The sequence below is a fragment of the Moraxella sp. CTOTU47579 genome (genome assembly GCF_032004885.1).
Taxonomy (GTDB): domain Bacteria; phylum Pseudomonadota; class Gammaproteobacteria; order Pseudomonadales; family Moraxellaceae; genus Faucicola; species Faucicola tetraodonis.
This window is the reverse complement of sequence record NZ_DALZOJ010000005.1, coordinates 139480-154873: the sequence shown is the minus strand read 5'-3', so window position 1 is coordinate 154873 and position 15394 is coordinate 139480. Positions and strand designations below refer to the sequence as shown.

Here is a 15394-nt window from a genome sequence, read left to right as displayed (position 1 = left end):
GCGGTTGCCTCATCAATGCTGCGTTTCTAGATTGATAGCTGGAGTGTTTGACTCGTTGCTGCTGGCGTCACTAGTAAATACCGTGACTTTGTTGTCGTGAATAATCATACGATCGGACAAGTTAGGGTAAAACATATTGAGCTCGGTCACCGCGCGATTGGTCACTTGCGGGGTAGCGCTAAAAGTTTGCTGCTCAATCAGCATACGTTGGTGTTCCATTTGCAGATGGCGAAATTGTTTTTTGAGTTTTTGCAGCTCGCCATATTGTTGGTGATAAGTTTGGATTTGCTCGACGACGCTCACCCCTGTCCACAAAATCGCAATCACTAATAGCATCATCGCAACCGTATAGATACTAACGCCACGATATTCAGTATCGAGCATCTCGCTAATACTGGCACCCAAGCCTTCACTGCTTTTTTTCATCGTCGTGTTATTTTTTACCATTGCGTCGTTATTTTTGGCGGAGAAAAGACGCGTTTTTTTCGGCGAATTTTGGTTATCGCGGCCATTTGACATGGGGTTACTCGTCATGGGAGGCAGGGGCTGAGATTTTGGCATTTTTATATCAAAGAGCTTTTTATATCAAAGAGCAGGGTATCAAGATAAAACAAGTCATTATAACGCAACCCATCTAAGTTTGGTTAATGCAATCGCTTTTTATTGTTTGTTATAAATATCATGTTACAAAAACGGCTATTTCTACAGTCGGGTTGCTGACCGAAGCCAAGCACTTCTGGCGCGCGGGTTGGTTTTTATTTCCGTATCCAACGGGGCGACACGCTCAGGTTTAGATAGCAGTTTGGGGCGTTTGGGTGGCATCGGCAAATTGGCATCTTCAGGGTATTGACCTTTACTGTGTTTTTGCAAAAACTGCTTGATGATGCGGTCTTCTAGCGAATGAAAACTAATCACCGCCAAGCGTCCCCCTACCTTAAGCGCCATGAGCGATTGATCCAAGAAGTTATCGATATCACCGAGTTCATTATTGATAAAAATACGCATGGCTTGAAAACTTTGGGTGGCAGGGTGCTTGCCTTTTTGCCAATTGGGATGCGCCTGTTTGATGGTTTCTGCCAGCGCTAGGGTAGAATCGTAATGTTCCATTTGTTTGATTGCCCTTGCAATACGGCGGCTGTGTCGTTCTTCGCCATAGTTATACAGCACATCGGCAAGCACGGTTTCATCCACGCGTTTTAACCATTGGGCGACCGATTCGCCACGGGTGGTATCCATGCGCATATCAACCGCGCCATCGCGCATAAAGCTAAAGCCGCGGCTACCGTCATCAAGCTGCGGTGAGGACACGCCCAAATCTGCCATAATCCCATCGACCTGTTCAATGCCTAATCGCTGCAGATTGTCCTGTAGCTTGGCAAAACTATCATGAATCACTATCACGCGCGCATCGCTGGCTGCCAATGCTTGCGCCGTTTGTATGGCTTGGGGGTCTTTATCAAATACGAGCAGACGACTGTCTTCATCCAAATAAGTTAACAGCAATCGGCTGTGCCCACCGCGCCCAAATGTCGCATCGACAAAGGTGCCCGTTTTTTTAATGGCTCCTGTTTCTAGCTCCGCTAAAGTTACATTGAGCACACTTGCCACCGTTTCCTTTAACAAAACGGTTTCATGGATAAATTCAGGTGCGCTAACAGTCATAACAGGCTCAATGGGGCAATAAGAAAAAAGAAATTCGCTAAACAATCGCTAGGGTAAAATAAATAAAAATCATAATTTATCTAATCCTCTATTATCGCTGAAGCAAGCCTAGGGTCAAGTAAAATCATAACCTTGACTAGGTTTTTATGATAAAAATGCTCATCTTTGATAAAACCTACCGATAAAAAAGACGGTTATAAAACCGTCGTTAATATTCGTTAATATTCGTTAATATTCAATAATATTAAAGGGGCGCTTAATCGTCATAGCCATTAGGGTTTTGGCTTTGCCAACGCCAAGTGTCGGTACACATACGCTCGATATCAAACTCAGCTTGCCAGCCCAACAGCTTCTTGGCTTTATCACTACTGGCATAACAACTGGCAATGTCGCCAGGTCGTCTTGGTGCTACGCTATAAGGCACGGGTTGACCGGTAGTTTTGATAAAGGCATTGACCAATTCTAAGACAGATGTCCCTTTACCTGTACCTAAGTTAATCGGCTCAAATCCAAGCTGGGTTTGCTGTTGCAAATACTGTAAAGCGGCGACATGCCCTTTTGCCAAATCAACCACATGGATGTAATCTCGCACGCCTGTCCCATCCACAGTATCATAATCATTGCCAAACACGCTTAACTGCGGCAGCTTACCCACTGCCACTTGGCTAACATAGGGCATCAAATTGTTTGGAATGCCATTTGGATTTTCACCTATGGTTCCGGTATGGTAGGCACCAATGGGATTAAAATAGCGCAGTGAAATTAATTGCCAGTGGTTATCTGATTTTGCCAAATCTTCAAGCATATGTTCAATCATCAGCTTGCTTTGCCCATACGGATTGGTCGCAGAACGCGGTGAGGATTCGACAATCGGCAAGGCTTCTGGGTCGCCATACACGGTTGCTGATGACGAGAAAATCAAGTTTTTTACTTGGGCGTTGGTCATCGCATCGAGTAGATTGAGCGTGCCTGCGACATTGTTTTGATAATACCAAAGTGGCTTGGCAACCGATTCACCGACCGCCTTTAACCCTGCAAAATGAATCACCGCAGTGAAGTCATGCGCGGCAAAGGTTTTGGCAAGCAGCTGTGTGTCCAAAATATCGCCTTCGATAAATTCAATAGACTGCCCCACAATTTGCTGGACGCGCGCCAGCGATGTGGGACTACTATTGGATAAATTATCATATACCACAGGGGTGAATCCTGCGGCAATTAGCTCAATTAATGTATGTGAGCCGATATAGCCTGCACCGCCAGTCACTAAGATTTTTTTGCTTTGATTGGTCATTGTTTTGCCTATTTTTTACAGCCTATACCGGTATAAAAACCAACGAGCTGCTGAATTTGTGGTTCGGTTAACGTATTTTTTGCATCAAAAATGGGTAATGCAATGTTATTTAAACGATTGATATCCGGCTTGATTGGTAGCGACCAATTGACAATAAACAACGCTTGCACTTGCGTAAGCGGCGCATAGGCATCGTCGGTTAATGAAAACAGCGGATGATTACCGTATAACTCTAACAATTCTTCTTTGGTATTGTTGGCATACACAATCGTCTTGATATTATATGACCATAACAATTTGATCAGTGGGTGAAACGCTGAATGGGTGGTGCGTCCTGTACCATTACGATAGCCTGAGCCCCAAATCATCACCGTTTTATTTTCGATAAAGCCATCAAAATATTGCCAAAATTCACGGAAAATCAGCTCTTTTTGGTCTTCATTAATGGATTTTACCGCCTCTAGCAATGATGTCTCTACTTGATTGTGCTTAAACCCATCAATCAAAAAATCCAATTCTAGGGGCAATGACTTGCCACCAAAGCCCCAACCTGCTTTGAGATAATCTTTACCAATGCGTTTATCAAGCCCAAGGATTTGCTCAACTTGTTTGATATTGACCTGTTCACTGGCGGCAAGACGCGCCATTTCATTCATGAAAGACAAGCGTGTTGCCAGCATTCCCATGATACTACTGCGCGCAAATTCTGCCGTTTTGATATCAGTAATAAAGTGCTTGTCACTTTTTTCAATAAAAAACAGCAAAATGTTGTTGTACGCGCTACTGCCTTGCGATTTTTCACCAATCAGTGCCAAATCGGCTTGGAAAAAAGAACTAAAATTCGCCCCGTCTTTCATAAAAATAAAGGGAAGATAATACACCCAAGTAGTCGTCAATTTGCGCGCGAATTGTTCAATCTCACCAATGGCTTTGACACCGCTGATGATAATCTGGGTGGTGGGGTTAAAGTGAAATGAGCCAAATTGCGCAAGCGCCTGCGCTGATACACCATCGACAAACAACCAAATATCATCTGCGCTGACATAGGCTGAAAAATCATGGGTTGGCAAAGGCTGGGTAACGATGTTGCCTTGAGATTGGTACAACTGCCACAGTAGCACCATCTGCCGATCAAACTGGTAATCATTCATGACCTGCTGAAGGCTATCATCATCGGTCAATAGCCTGACTTGGTATTGAAGGGTGGCAAGCAAAATACAGGCATTGATTGATTCATTGGTACTGCCAATTACATATACAGTTTTTGTCATTGTTTTCTTCTTTTATCCTTATCCTTCATCAGCTTGCAAAGGTTGTTTTAATGGTATTTAGCAACTGATTGGTTGAGCTATCAAATGGCTGCGCTTGTTGCGGCGATAATTCTTGCGTTGATACCAAGGCATCAAAGACGGCATTAGCCATCACTTTACCCACTTCGACTCCCCATTGGTCAAATGGGTTAATCTGCCAAATGACTGACATAACAAATACTTTGTGTTCATACAGCGCAATCAATGACCCTAACGTTCTTGGGGTCAGCTGTTTGAGTAAAATGGTCGTTGACGGCTGATTGCCGCGATAATGTTTGAATTTATCCATACCATTATTGCTGTCTTTGATGGCGGCATTGCCAAACGCCAGCACTTGGCTTTGCGCTAAGCAGTTGGCAAGCGAAAGTCCGTGCTGCTCAAGCAAGTTTTTATTGATTGTTTGGGCATCGGCGTAGCGTTTGATGGGCGCAATAAAATCACAACTGACTACCTGTGTGCCTTGATGCAACAACTGATAAAACGCATGCTGAGCATTGGAGCCAATATCACCCCACAAAATCGGACAAGTACTGTAAGTCACTGCCTCACCTTGGCGATTGACAGATTTACCGTTACTCTCCATCTCAAGCTGGGTTAAGTAGTTGGGGAAAAAAGATAACCGACCATCATAAGGTAAAACCGTATGGGCATTAATGTGCAAAAACGTACTGTTCCAAACACCGAGTAGCCCTAACAACACAGGCATATTTTGAGAAAAATCGGCGGTGGCAAAATGCCGATCCATCTCATAGGCTCCTGCTAGCAGCTCATAGAAATTGTGCATGCCAATTTTTATGGCAATCGCCAGTCCAATCACTGACCACATGGAGAATCGACCCCCAACCCAATCCCAGAGCATTAGTTGGTTATCGACATGAATACCCCATTCTGACATCTTATCGGCTTTGGTAGAAATCCCAATAAAATGACGACGCAAAATAGTGGCTTTGTTATCATGACTGGCTAACAACCATGACATCGCCGTCTTGGCATTGGACAGCGTATCAATGGTGGAGAATGATTTCGACGAGATAATAAACAGCGTGGTTTGCGGATTTAATACCTTAAGCAAACTATCAAGCTGGGTGCCATCCATATTGGAGACAAAATGCACACTGATAGGGGTATCTGTCCATTCTTTTAGTGCCGTTGTTGCCATCACAGGCCCTAGATCTGAGCCGCCGACCCCGATATTTACGACATCGGTGATTGCCTGACCAGAATAACCACGCCAGACCCCATTACGAATCCGCTCAACCAACTTTTCCGCTTTTTGTAAGCTGGTATGCACCTGCTCAATGACATTGACACCTTCGACCCAAACTTGCTCACCTTGCGGCTGTCTTAGTGCGGTATGCAATGCAGGGCGATGCTCAGTATCATTCACGATTTCGCCTGTCATCAGCCGATGGATTTCTTGCGCTAACTCACGCTCATTTGCCAGTGTGATTAAATTACTGAGCACAGCCTCATCAATTTTTTGTTTACTAAAATCCATGATCATGTTGCAAGCAGCAACGCGGTACTGTAAGCCGCGATTGGACTGTTGGCTAAACAATTGATTAAGCGTGGCCATACTATCTGCCTGGGTAGACAGTGTTTGCCATGTACGATTCGCACTTGTATCGATTGACATTCGTCTATGACCTTATATTAATTTGCTGTATGTTGAAACGCTTCAATGCCCAATTGAGTGGCAAAATAACCCACAGCTTGTAAGTAGCTATTCATGTCACCTGCATCAAAGCTGTTACCCACCATGCTAACCACATCTACCCCTTGCGTGCTAATAAGCGCATCAATGGCATCGGTCAGCTGAATTTCCCCACCCACACTTGGCTGCGTATTCGCTAGATAATCAAAAATAGCATTATTAAATACATAGCGCCCAACGACGGCCAAGTTAGAAGGCGCATCTTCAGCTTTGGGTTTTTCCACAAACCCCGTCACAGCAAACGACTGGTTTTGTTCAGACTTTGCTACCATTTGTGTGCTGGCTAACTTGGCAATGCCATATTTAGAAATATCACTTTCTTTCACTGGATCAACCAATATCTGTGAATGCTGCTGCTTAGAAAACTGCTGTAGCATGTAGGCTAAATTCTGCTGAGTATAGTCAATGTTATAGGGGTTTAAAATTACATCCGGTAACAGCACAGCAAACGGTTCATCACCTACAATGGCACGGGCTTGCAAGACCGCATGCCCTAATCCTAACGGTTTGCCTTGGCGCACACTGGTAACCGTGACGCCTGCAGGTAGCCAGTTTAAACTATCGGCTAGCGCCACTTTGCCTTTACCGCGTAATTGGGTATCAAGCTCGCTATTGATGTCAAAATAGTTTTCAATGGCAGTTTTTTGCGCATGATTGACCAAAACAATATTGGTTAAACCTGCAGCAATGGCTTCTTCAACGACATATTGAATGGCTGGCTTATTGCCAAGCGGTAGTAACTCTTTTGGCACTGCTTTTGATAGTGGTAGCATACGCGTGCCAAACCCTGCCACAGGGATAACAGCGTGAGTGATTTTTTTCGACATAGTGACTCTTAATAAAACAAGTTGTTCAAATAGTTTATATCAAGCTTAACATATTTTTATGGCAAATATTTTATCTGCCCGAATATTTTAAACGCATTATTAAAACTGATTGAGGGTATTTTGCTAACACCAGCGTTTGCTAACACCAGCGGATAATAAAAAAGCAGATAACCCAATGATTATCTGCTTTTGATTAGTCAAAATAGCGGATGATTACCAACCAGTGACTTCTTTTACTTTTTCACCGATTTTTGAAGGGTCACGGGTATAAGCAATACCAGCCTCTTCAAAGGCTTTGAATTTTTCTTCCGCTGTACCTTTACCACCTGAGATAATCGCACCGGCATGTCCCATACGTTTACCTTTTGGTGCTGTGACACCTGCGATATAACCAATGACGGGTTTAGTCACGTGGTCTTTGACATATGCAGCCGCTTCTTCTTCAGCCGTACCACCGATTTCACCGATTAATACAATCGCTTCGGTTTGTGGGTCATCTTGAAGCAATTTTAATGCGTCGATTTGGTTCATACCTGGGATTGGGTCACCACCGATACCGATACAGGTTGATTGACCAAAGCCAAGTTTAGTGGTTTGGGCAACCGCTTCATAAGTCAATGTACCAGAACGTGAGATGATACCGACTTTACCTTCTTGGTGAATGTGACCTGGCATGATACCGATTTTGCATTTACCTGGGCTGATCACGCCTGGACAGTTTGGACCCACCATACGGATGATTTCTTCGCCCTTGGCTTGTAGGTCAGCGTTGACGTTTTCTAAGTAACGTTTGGCTTTTAGCATATCTAAGGTAGGTACGCCTTCGGTGATGACCACAATCAATTTTACGCCAGAGTTAATCGCTTCAACGATTGAGTCTAATACAAATGGTGCGGGTACAAAGATAACAGAAGCATTAGCACCTGTTGCTGTTACTGCTTCATCCATGGTATCGAATACTGGACGATCAAGGTGGGTTGTACCGCCTTTACCTGGGGTAACACCACCAACGATGTTGGTACCATAAGCAATTGATTGCTCTGAGTGTAGAGTACCGTTTTTACCTGTGAAACCTTGCACTAATACTTTAGTGTCTTTTCCAACTAATACGCTCATTGTTTTTCCTTTTACTTTTTCTGTTTGATTTAAACGATTAACCAGTAGGGCACATAGCCCTACTCGCTCATACCTGTACTTTCTTCATTAGGCATTATTAACCGCATCAACAATTTTTTGACCGGCTTCAGAAAGACCTTCAGCAGGAATTAATTTAAGACCTGAATCACGTAAGATTTGCGCACCTTTTTCAGCGTTGTTACCTTCAAGACGCACAACCACAGGTACGGTGACGTTGACTTCTTTCACCGCTTCGATAATCGCTTCAGCAATCATGTCACAACGTACGATACCACCGAAAATATTGATGAGTACGCCTTGGACTGATTTGTCTTCAAGAATTAATTTGAACGCTTCAACCACACGTTCTTTGGTCGCACCACCGCCTACGTCTAGGAAGTTAGCGGGTTGACCACCGTATAGTTTAATGATGTCCATAGTTGCCATCGCAAGACCGGCGCCATTTACCATACAGCCGATATTACCTTCAAGCGCAACATAGTTTAGGTCAAATTCTGAGGCTTTTAATTCACGCTCATTTTCTTGTGATTTGTCACGTTGTTCAGCGACTTTTGGTAGGCGATAAAGGGCATTTGAGTCGATACCGATTTTGGCGTCAACACAGGCTAATTCACCAGATTTACGAACGGCTAATGGATTGATTTCAAACAACGCAAAGTCATTTTCCGTAAAGGCTTTATAAGCCCCTGTCATCAATTTAGCAAATTCGTTGATTTGTTTGTCTTTTAAACCCAGTTTGAAAGCCACTTCACGAGCTTGGCTAGGTTGTAAGCCCACCAGTGGGTCAACTTCTACTTTCAAGATTTTTTCTGGGGTTTCTTCGGCAACTTTTTCAATTTCAACACCGCCTTCAGTTGACGCCATAAATACCACACGACGGGCTGAACGGTCTACGACTGCACCTAAGTACAATTCAGTTGCGATTGGGTACATGTCTTCGGCGATAAGTACGCTGTTAACAGGTTGACCATTGGCGTCAGTTTGGTAAGTTACCAAGTTTTTACCAATTAATTCTTCAGCAATTTGTTTGGCTTCTTCACGCGTTTTAGCGATTTTTACGCCGCCCGCTTTACCACGGCCACCGGCATGTACTTGGGCTTTAACAACCACGGCACCGGCGTTGCCTGCCATTTTATCAAACGCTGCTGCGGCTTCGTCGCCATTTTTAGCGATGATACCTTCTTGTACTGGCAATCCATAGCTTTTTAATAATTCTTTGGCTTGATACTCATGTAAATTCATGAATTTGTCCTCTCGGTTTTGGTTTACATTGTTTTAAAATTATTTTTGAATATTTTGGTCAACAGTGAGCTAACCTAGTTGATAATGAGGTTAGCTCACTTACCTTATTCAAACTATTGATGCATAAGCTAATTAGCCAAGTTACTTATGAACTAAGTTACTTATGAGCCAAATTCCTTGTGAACTAGCTTATTTGCGCTTACGTTGAATCGCATGAATCGCACGACCATCCGCTGATAGCACCGCCTCGTGTACCGCTTCAGAAATGGTTGGATGAGCAAACGTCATCAACTGCAAATCTTCAATACTTGATACGAATTCCATCGCGATCATGCCTTGATGAACGATATCGCCTGCACCCGCTGAGACAACATGCATACCCAGTAAACGGTCAGTTTTGGCATCGGCAACCACTTTGATGAAGCCTTGGCCTTCACCAGCGGCTAACGCACGGCCATTGGCCGCTAGGCTGAATTGACCGGTTTTGACTTCATGACCTTTCTCTTTGGCTTGTTCTTCAGTTAAGCCCACCCATGCAATTTCTGGGTGTGTGTAAATCACGCTAATAATGGTGTCATAATTGACTTGAACTTTTTCACCATGAATACGTTCCACTGCCATCATGCCTTCTTCCATCGCTTTATGTGCCAGCATTGGACCACGCACCAAGTCACCGATTGCATAGACGCCATCAAGGTTGGTTTGACAGAAGTCATTCACCGCTACCAAACCACGTTCAGTAAGCTCTACCCCTGAATTTTCGCCAAGTAGGTTTTCTTTATAAGCACGGCGACCCACACAAACGATGAGTTTATCGAAGGTTTCTTGTCCTGCTTGACCTTTTGCGTCAAACGATACAAGTACCTGACCGTTTTCTACTTGAGCCTGAGTGACTTTGGTATCAATACGGATGTCCATACCTTGGGCTTTTAGTAGTTTTGCCGCTTCTTTGCTCACGGCTTTGTCTGCCGCTGCCAAGAATTCTGGCATGGCTTCAAATACCACCACTTCACTACCCAAACGACGCCATACCGAACCCAGTTCAAGACCGATTACACCCCCACCAATGACGCCTAGACGCGCAGGCACTTCGGTAAAGTCTAACGCACCGGTTGAATCAACGATATATTCGTTATCAATCGGGGCAACAGGGATATCAATGGGCACAGAACCAGACGCTAAAATCACATTTTTAGCGGTAATAGTGGTAGGCGCAGAACCATCTAATGGGGTAAATTCAACTTGTTTATCCGCACCTTTACCATCAAGTAATTTACCTGTACCTTGCAGCCAGTCAGCACCATTACCTTTTAACAATGCAGCCACACCACCGGTTAATTGTTTAACGATAGCGTCTTTACGACTTAACATTTTGCTGATGTCAATCGCCACTTCACCTGTGGTGATACCGTGGTCGGCTAAATCATGTTTGGTTGCTTCATAACGATGTGAACTGTCTAGCAATGCTTTTGAAGGAATACAACCGACGTTCAAACAAGTACCGCCTAACGCTGGCTCGCCTTTATTAATACGTTTTTCGATACAAGCCACGCTCATACCCAATTGGCCTGCACGGATTGCGGCTTCGTAGCCACCAGGGCCACCACCGATAATTACCAAATCATAGCTTTCTTTCATAATCTTCACCAAAAATTTGAGTTGTTATTGTTAAAGTTGTTAAACAAAAAAGCCTGTATCAACCTTTGCCAATACAGGCTTTTTTCATTATAAATCGAGAAGTAGCATCGCTGGGTTTTCAACCAATTCTTTGATAGTGACCAAGAATTGTACGGCTTCTTTACCATCAATTAAACGATGGTCATACGACAATGCCAAGTACATCATAGGTAGAATTACTACTTCACCATTAACAGCCATTGGGCGTTCTTTTGTCGCATGCATACCCAAAATCGCTGTTTGTGGTGGATTGATGATTGGGGTTGACATCAATGAACCAAATACCCCACCATTGGTAATGGTGAATGTACCACCCGTCATGTCTTCAATGCCTAATTTACCTTCACGCGCTTTTGATGCATAGTTACCAATCGCACGTTCGATATCTGCCATACCCATTTGATCAGTGTCACGTAATACCGGCACCACAAGACCACGGTCGCTAGATACCGCAACACCCACATCATAATAACCATGATAAACGATATCGCTGCCATCAATAGAGGCATTTACCGCTGGAAAACGTTTTAACGCTTCAGTAGCAGCTTTTACAAACAATGACATAAAACCTAGTTTTACACCGTGACGTTTTTCAAAACGCTCTTTGAACTCACTACGTAAGTCCATGATAGGTTTCATGTTCACTTCGTTAAACGTGGTCAACATCGCAGTTTCTTGGGTAGCGGCTAACAGACGCTCAGCAACACGGGCGCGTAAACGTGTCATTGGCACACGTTTGTCTGCCCGTTGACCGACGGCATTGGCAACCACTTGACCGTTGTCTGCTTTAATTGCATTGTTGGCTTTCAAGGTTGGGTTTGCCATGTCTTCTTTAGTCACACGACCGCCACGACCTGAACCTTCAACATCTGCAGGATTGACGCCTGTGGTATTCGCTGCTTTACGAACCGCTGGACTTTGGTCTTTATAATCTGCTTCAGCAGTCGCTTGAGCGGTAGGCGCTTGTTGTGCAGCTGCAGGCGCGGCTTCAGCTTGGGCAGCCGGTGCTTGGGTTTCAGCAGGTTGGCTTGCTGGTGCAGCCGCGGTTGCGCCTTCAGTCAGCTCACCGATGACTTCAGCAGAAAGCACTGTGTCATCAACTTGTTTGAGAATTTTGCTAAGCACGCCGTCAGCTTGTGCCACCACTTCCATCACAACTTTATCGGTTTCGATTTCACACAATACAGCGTCACGGCTTACTTGATCGCCTTCATTAAAATTCCAAGCAACAATTGTACCGTCAGCAACGGATTCTGGGAAAACGGGGACTTTAATCTCACTCATGGAAAACTCCTAGTTAATTTCACATTCTTTCATTTTTAATGGGTTAAATTCATTGTTGTCTTAGCACTCGGCGCAATTGCCTATACCAAAAACCAAGAAGGATTAGTACGCATCTATTAAGTACTAATCCTTTAAAACGCTTAGTCAGTCGCTTGTTTTTCTGCGATTTCCGCTTTAGCTTCTAGCTTATCTTCGGTTGAATCTTCATTCTTTGGCAAACCCAATGCTTCGTTGATAACTTTTTGTTGTTGGGCAACGTGCATTTGCATCGAACCTGCGGCAGGTGCTGCTGATGAAGGGCGAGCTACTGGCTCAAGCAAGTAGGCTTTAGTCGGACGAGTCGCGGGTTTTGGCGGTGCAATCAAACGGAATAAGTGCGGTGCTAGATAGTACCAAGCACCTTGGTTACGTGGCTCTTCTTGTGTCCAGACAATGCCTTCAAGGTTTGGATATTTTGCCACTTCTTCCAAAATACGCGCTTCAGGTAATGGATAAAGCTGCTCGATACGTACAATCGCCACATGGTTGAGACCCAATTCACGACGTTTTTCAAGCAAGTCATAATATACTTTACCGCCACACAACACTAAACGCGTCACTTGGTTATTATCAAGTTGGTCAATCTCTGGAATCACGGTTTGGAACTGACCTTGCGCAAGCTCTTCAAGCGTTGACACTGCCAATTTATGACGTAGCAGTGATTTTGGTGACATCACAATCAGCGGTTTACGCGCTGGGCGAACCACTTGTCGACGCAGGGCATGGAAAATCTGTGCAGGTGTAGTTGGGGTCATCACTTGCATGTTGTCTTCGGCACATAGCTGCAAAAAACGCTCTAGGCGCGCTGATGAGTGCTCAGGACCTTGACCTTCATAGCCGTGTGGTAACAGCATGGTCAGACCACATAGACGTTGCCATTTGGTTTCACCTGAAGAAATAAATTGGTCAATGACCACTTGTGCCCCATTGACAAAGTCACCAAACTGCGCCTCCCAGATCACTAGCGCATTAGGTACCGTCGTTGCGTAACCATATTCAAACGCCAACACTGCTTCTTCTGACAACAATGAGTTAAAGGTGTCAAAGCGTGCTTGGTTAGGGCTCATGTTGGCAAGTGGGACATACATACTGCCGTCTTTCATGTTGAAAATTTCTGAATGGCGATGTGAGAAAGTACCACGACCCACGTCTTCACCCGTAATACGGACAGGATAGCCTTCTTCGACCAGTGACGCATAAGCCAAGGTTTCTGCTGCACCCCAGTTCAATGGCTCTTGACCGGTTTGCATGGCTTTGCGCTGTTCAACCACTTTTTGCACTTGGCGTTGTAGCTCATAGCCTTCCGGCATTTGCGCCATTTTTTCACCATAAGCTTTTAATTGATTGATATCAACGCTCGTATCCCAATTGTCTTCAAGCTTATGACCAATATAGGGTGTCCAATCTACATACAGCGTTTTATTTGGCTCACGCACGAGTGCGCTAGCAACATATTCGCCTTTATCGAGTGACTCACGGTAGTCATCTTCAAATGCCACACTTTCAGCTTTGCTAATAACGCCTTCAGCAACCAATTTATTGGCAAATAGCTCACGAGTACTTGGCAGTTTTTTGATGACCGAATACATAAGTGGCTGAGTGGCGGAAGGCTCATCCGCTTCATTGTGACCGTTACGACGGTAACAGTACATATCAATCACGATATCTTTATGGAAAGTTTGGCGATAGTCGTGGGCAAGCTGTGCCATAAATACCACGGCTTCTGGATCGTCACCGTTTACATGAAAAATCGGTGCGTGTACCATCTTGGCGATGTCGGTACAGTATTCAGTTGAACGCGCATCTTCTAAGCGGCTGGTGGTAAAACCCACTTGGTTATTGATAATAATATGCAGCGTACCACCTGTTGAGTAGGCACGGGTTTGTGACATTTGGAAAGTTTCTTGGTTGACACCTTGACCGGCGAACGCGGCGTCACCGTGTACCACGATTGGCAAAACGGCATCACCCGTCTTATCTTGACGGCGTACTTGGCGGGCACGCACTGAACCAATCAATACAGGCGATACAATCTCAAGATGCGAGGGGTTAAATGCCAAGGCTAAGTGTGCTTCGCCGCCCGGTGTCATTACGTTAGATGAATAACCATTGTGGTATTTTACGTCACCTGAACCCACGGTCGGTTGTTTTTTACCATCAAACTCATCAAACAAATCTTTAGGGTTTTTACCTAAGATATTCACTAATAAATTTAAACGCCCACGGTGTGCCATACCGATAACCATTTCTTTGGTACCGTTTTCACCCGCACGCTGAATTATCTCATTGACCATCGGGATAAAGCTCTCGCCACCCTCAAGACCAAAACGTTTCACACCAGTATATTTACGCGCTAAGTATTTTTCTAATCCTTCCGCTGCTGTCAAACGCTCAAGGATAGATTTACGTTTTTCATTGTCAAATTTGACATAGCCAAGATTTTGCTCTAGGTATTTTTCAATCCAGCGTTTTTCTTTGGCAGTGGTCACATGGAAATATTCTGCACCAATGCTGCTACAATAAACTCGCTCTAACACTTGGATAATTTCACGCAGTGTGGCTTTGTCTTTACCGATATTTAGGTCACTGACAGGGTATACAGTGTCTAAATCCGCTTCAGAAAGACCATAATACGCCAAAGTCAATTCTTCAACTTCTGGACGTGGCATGAGTCCTAAAGGATCTAAATTAGCAATACGATGACCACGACGGCGATAACTGGTAATCAGTTTTTGCACGCCCATTTGGTTGTCCGCAAATTCGCGAATTTCAGAAGGGCTGACGGCACCTGCACCTGATTGACCGGTAACTTTGTGGGCAGTGGTATTGCGAGCTAATAGCAAAAATTGGTCTTGAATAGTATGGTGAAGGGCGTTCTTATCATCATCTTTGGCAAACTGCGCAAAGTAAGGAATGTATTTTTCATCAACGCTTTGTGGATCTTGAAGATACTGTTCATAGAGTGATTCAAGATAGACTGCGTTATCTGCTGACAATTCGGTAAACTGAGCAGATGAGACAGAAGTTTGGTTTTGGTTAGCCATGATTCTTTCTACTGTAGTATTTAAAGGTGGAAATAAAAATTTTAGGGAATAGCCTAGCATTTTTATAATTAACAAAAAATTTTGTTAAGGTAATAGTTACCATTCATTTACTAAATATAGCGATTCACGCGGCTTGGCGTGTGGATAAATGGCTATCAAATGGCAGT

Annotated in this window: 11 protein-coding genes; all 11 read right to left on the bottom strand. The window is 44.2% G+C overall.

Annotated elements, in window-relative coordinates; translation table 11 throughout:
• Nucleotides 1-12: 12 nt before the first annotated feature.
• A complete protein-coding gene (gene ftsL, locus RTP55_RS05435; RefSeq protein WP_312384761.1) occupies nucleotides 13-519 on the bottom strand; it encodes a cell division protein FtsL in 507 nt (168 codons plus the stop codon).
• A gap of 183 nt (nucleotides 520-702) precedes the next feature.
• Entirely contained in the window at nucleotides 703-1662 is a 960-nt protein-coding gene (gene rsmH, locus RTP55_RS05430) for a 16S rRNA (cytosine(1402)-N(4))-methyltransferase RsmH (RefSeq protein ID WP_312384760.1), read from the bottom strand.
• Between the two features lie 256 nt (nucleotides 1663-1918).
• Entirely contained in the window at nucleotides 1919-2953 is a 1035-nt protein-coding gene (gene galE / locus RTP55_RS05425; protein WP_312384759.1) for a UDP-glucose 4-epimerase GalE, read from the bottom strand.
• An 8-nt stretch (nucleotides 2954-2961) separates the two neighbouring features.
• The gene (locus RTP55_RS05420; protein WP_095356562.1) at nucleotides 2962-4224 is read right to left on the bottom strand and encodes a UDP-glucose 6-dehydrogenase; all 1263 of its coding nucleotides are present in this window, start codon (nucleotides 4222-4224) and stop codon (nucleotides 2962-2964) included.
• Nucleotides 4225-4252: 28 nt separating this feature from the next.
• Nucleotides 4253-5899, bottom strand: coding sequence for a glucose-6-phosphate isomerase (gene pgi / locus RTP55_RS05415; RefSeq protein WP_312384758.1), 1647 nt, complete (start codon nucleotides 5897-5899; stop codon nucleotides 4253-4255).
• 17 nt (nucleotides 5900-5916) lie between these two features.
• Nucleotides 5917-6804 (bottom strand): UTP--glucose-1-phosphate uridylyltransferase, encoded by an 888-nt coding sequence (locus RTP55_RS05410; RefSeq protein WP_312384757.1) that lies wholly within the window; start codon nucleotides 6802-6804, stop codon nucleotides 5917-5919.
• A gap of 213 nt (nucleotides 6805-7017) precedes the next feature.
• Nucleotides 7018-7920: a succinate--CoA ligase subunit alpha gene (gene sucD / locus RTP55_RS05405; RefSeq protein WP_007115061.1), complete on the bottom strand. Its 903-nt coding sequence runs from the start codon at nucleotides 7918-7920 to the stop codon at nucleotides 7018-7020.
• Between the two features lie 87 nt (nucleotides 7921-8007).
• Nucleotides 8008-9183, bottom strand: a complete 1176-nt coding sequence (sucC, locus tag RTP55_RS05400) for an ADP-forming succinate--CoA ligase subunit beta (RefSeq protein WP_007115062.1) — start codon at nucleotides 9181-9183, stop codon at nucleotides 8008-8010.
• Nucleotides 9184-9372: 189 nt separating this feature from the next.
• Nucleotides 9373-10821 (bottom strand): dihydrolipoyl dehydrogenase, encoded by a 1449-nt coding sequence (gene lpdA, locus RTP55_RS05395; RefSeq protein ID WP_239743391.1) that lies wholly within the window; start codon nucleotides 10819-10821, stop codon nucleotides 9373-9375.
• Nucleotides 10822-10908: 87 nt separating this feature from the next.
• Entirely contained in the window at nucleotides 10909-12144 is a 1236-nt protein-coding gene (gene odhB, locus RTP55_RS05390; RefSeq protein WP_007115064.1) for a 2-oxoglutarate dehydrogenase complex dihydrolipoyllysine-residue succinyltransferase, read from the bottom strand.
• A gap of 140 nt (nucleotides 12145-12284) precedes the next feature.
• Nucleotides 12285-15227: a 2-oxoglutarate dehydrogenase E1 component gene (locus tag RTP55_RS05385; RefSeq protein WP_312384755.1), complete on the bottom strand. Its 2943-nt coding sequence runs from the start codon at nucleotides 15225-15227 to the stop codon at nucleotides 12285-12287.
• Nucleotides 15228-15394: the final 167 nt, after the last annotated feature.

Coding starts and splice junctions, on each gene's coding strand:
- RTP55_RS05420 (WP_095356562.1), bottom strand. CDS start 4,224: ATGACAAAAACTGTATATGTAATTGGCAGTACCAATGAATCAATCAAT.
- RTP55_RS05385 (WP_312384755.1), bottom strand. CDS start 15,227: ATGGCTAACCAAAACCAAACTTCTGTCTCATCTGCTCAGTTTACCGAA.
- galE (WP_312384759.1), bottom strand. CDS start 2,953: ATGACCAATCAAAGCAAAAAAATCTTAGTGACTGGCGGTGCAGGCTAT.
- odhB (WP_007115064.1), bottom strand. CDS start 12,144: ATGAGTGAGATTAAAGTCCCCGTTTTCCCAGAATCCGTTGCTGACGGT.
- sucD (WP_007115061.1), bottom strand. CDS start 7,920: ATGAGCGTATTAGTTGGAAAAGACACTAAAGTATTAGTGCAAGGTTTC.
- sucC (WP_007115062.1), bottom strand. CDS start 9,183: ATGAATTTACATGAGTATCAAGCCAAAGAATTATTAAAAAGCTATGGA.
- lpdA (WP_239743391.1), bottom strand. CDS start 10,821: ATGAAAGAAAGCTATGATTTGGTAATTATCGGTGGTGGCCCTGGTGGC.
- pgi (WP_312384758.1), bottom strand. CDS start 5,899: ATGTCAATCGATACAAGTGCGAATCGTACATGGCAAACACTGTCTACC.
- RTP55_RS05410 (WP_312384757.1), bottom strand. CDS start 6,804: ATGTCGAAAAAAATCACTCACGCTGTTATCCCTGTGGCAGGGTTTGGC.
- ftsL (WP_312384761.1), bottom strand. CDS start 519: ATGTCAAATGGCCGCGATAACCAAAATTCGCCGAAAAAAACGCGTCTT.
- rsmH (WP_312384760.1), bottom strand. CDS start 1,662: ATGACTGTTAGCGCACCTGAATTTATCCATGAAACCGTTTTGTTAAAG.